The following is a 437-nucleotide window of genomic DNA, read 5'->3' as shown; positions in this document are numbered from 1 at the left end:
TATTTTGGGAGGAGAAACTGATGCATGTCCAACTGTTTCCGCAGGATGTCCAGAAGAAACAGCACCCACTAGAACTTGTGATTGTCCAGATTTACCGACAAATGATCGCTGTTATACTTTTATTGTAGGTTTAGGAGCATGCGATGTGTACACTACTGGTGTGGTTGTTGGGCCAAGCCCATGTTTTTAATAGATCGGATATAAATTATGTGAACCGCCTAACATATGCCAGCGACTAATTGAATTATTAATAGGCTCGAGGATAATCAATTATAGTTTGAAACCTTAAAATTTAATCTAACCAAATTAACCATTATGAAAAAGAAATTTAAATTTTCCTTAGATTTAAATAAGGAAACCGTATCTGAACTTACAAAAAAACAGCAACGTACTATTTTCGGAGGAGAAACTGATGCCTGCGGCCCGAATTCAGCAGG

The 437-nt window shown here is 37.3% G+C and carries 2 protein-coding genes; both read left to right on the top strand.

Annotation, left to right across the window (positions count from 1 at the left end; all coding sequences use genetic code 11):
* Positions 1-190, top strand: a 190-nt coding sequence (locus WC622_RS16735) for a hypothetical protein (protein ID WP_372820831.1), incomplete at its 5' end; no start/stop codon positions are given.
* 125 nt (positions 191-315) lie between these two features.
* On the top strand, positions 316-437 hold a 122-nt coding region (locus WC622_RS16730; protein WP_372820835.1), incomplete at its 3' end, for a class I lanthipeptide.

It is taken from the genome of Pedobacter sp. (assembly GCF_041662865.1).
Taxonomy (GTDB): Bacteria; Bacteroidota; Bacteroidia; order Sphingobacteriales; family Sphingobacteriaceae; genus Pedobacter.
This window is presented reverse-complemented; position numbering and strand designations above follow the sequence as displayed.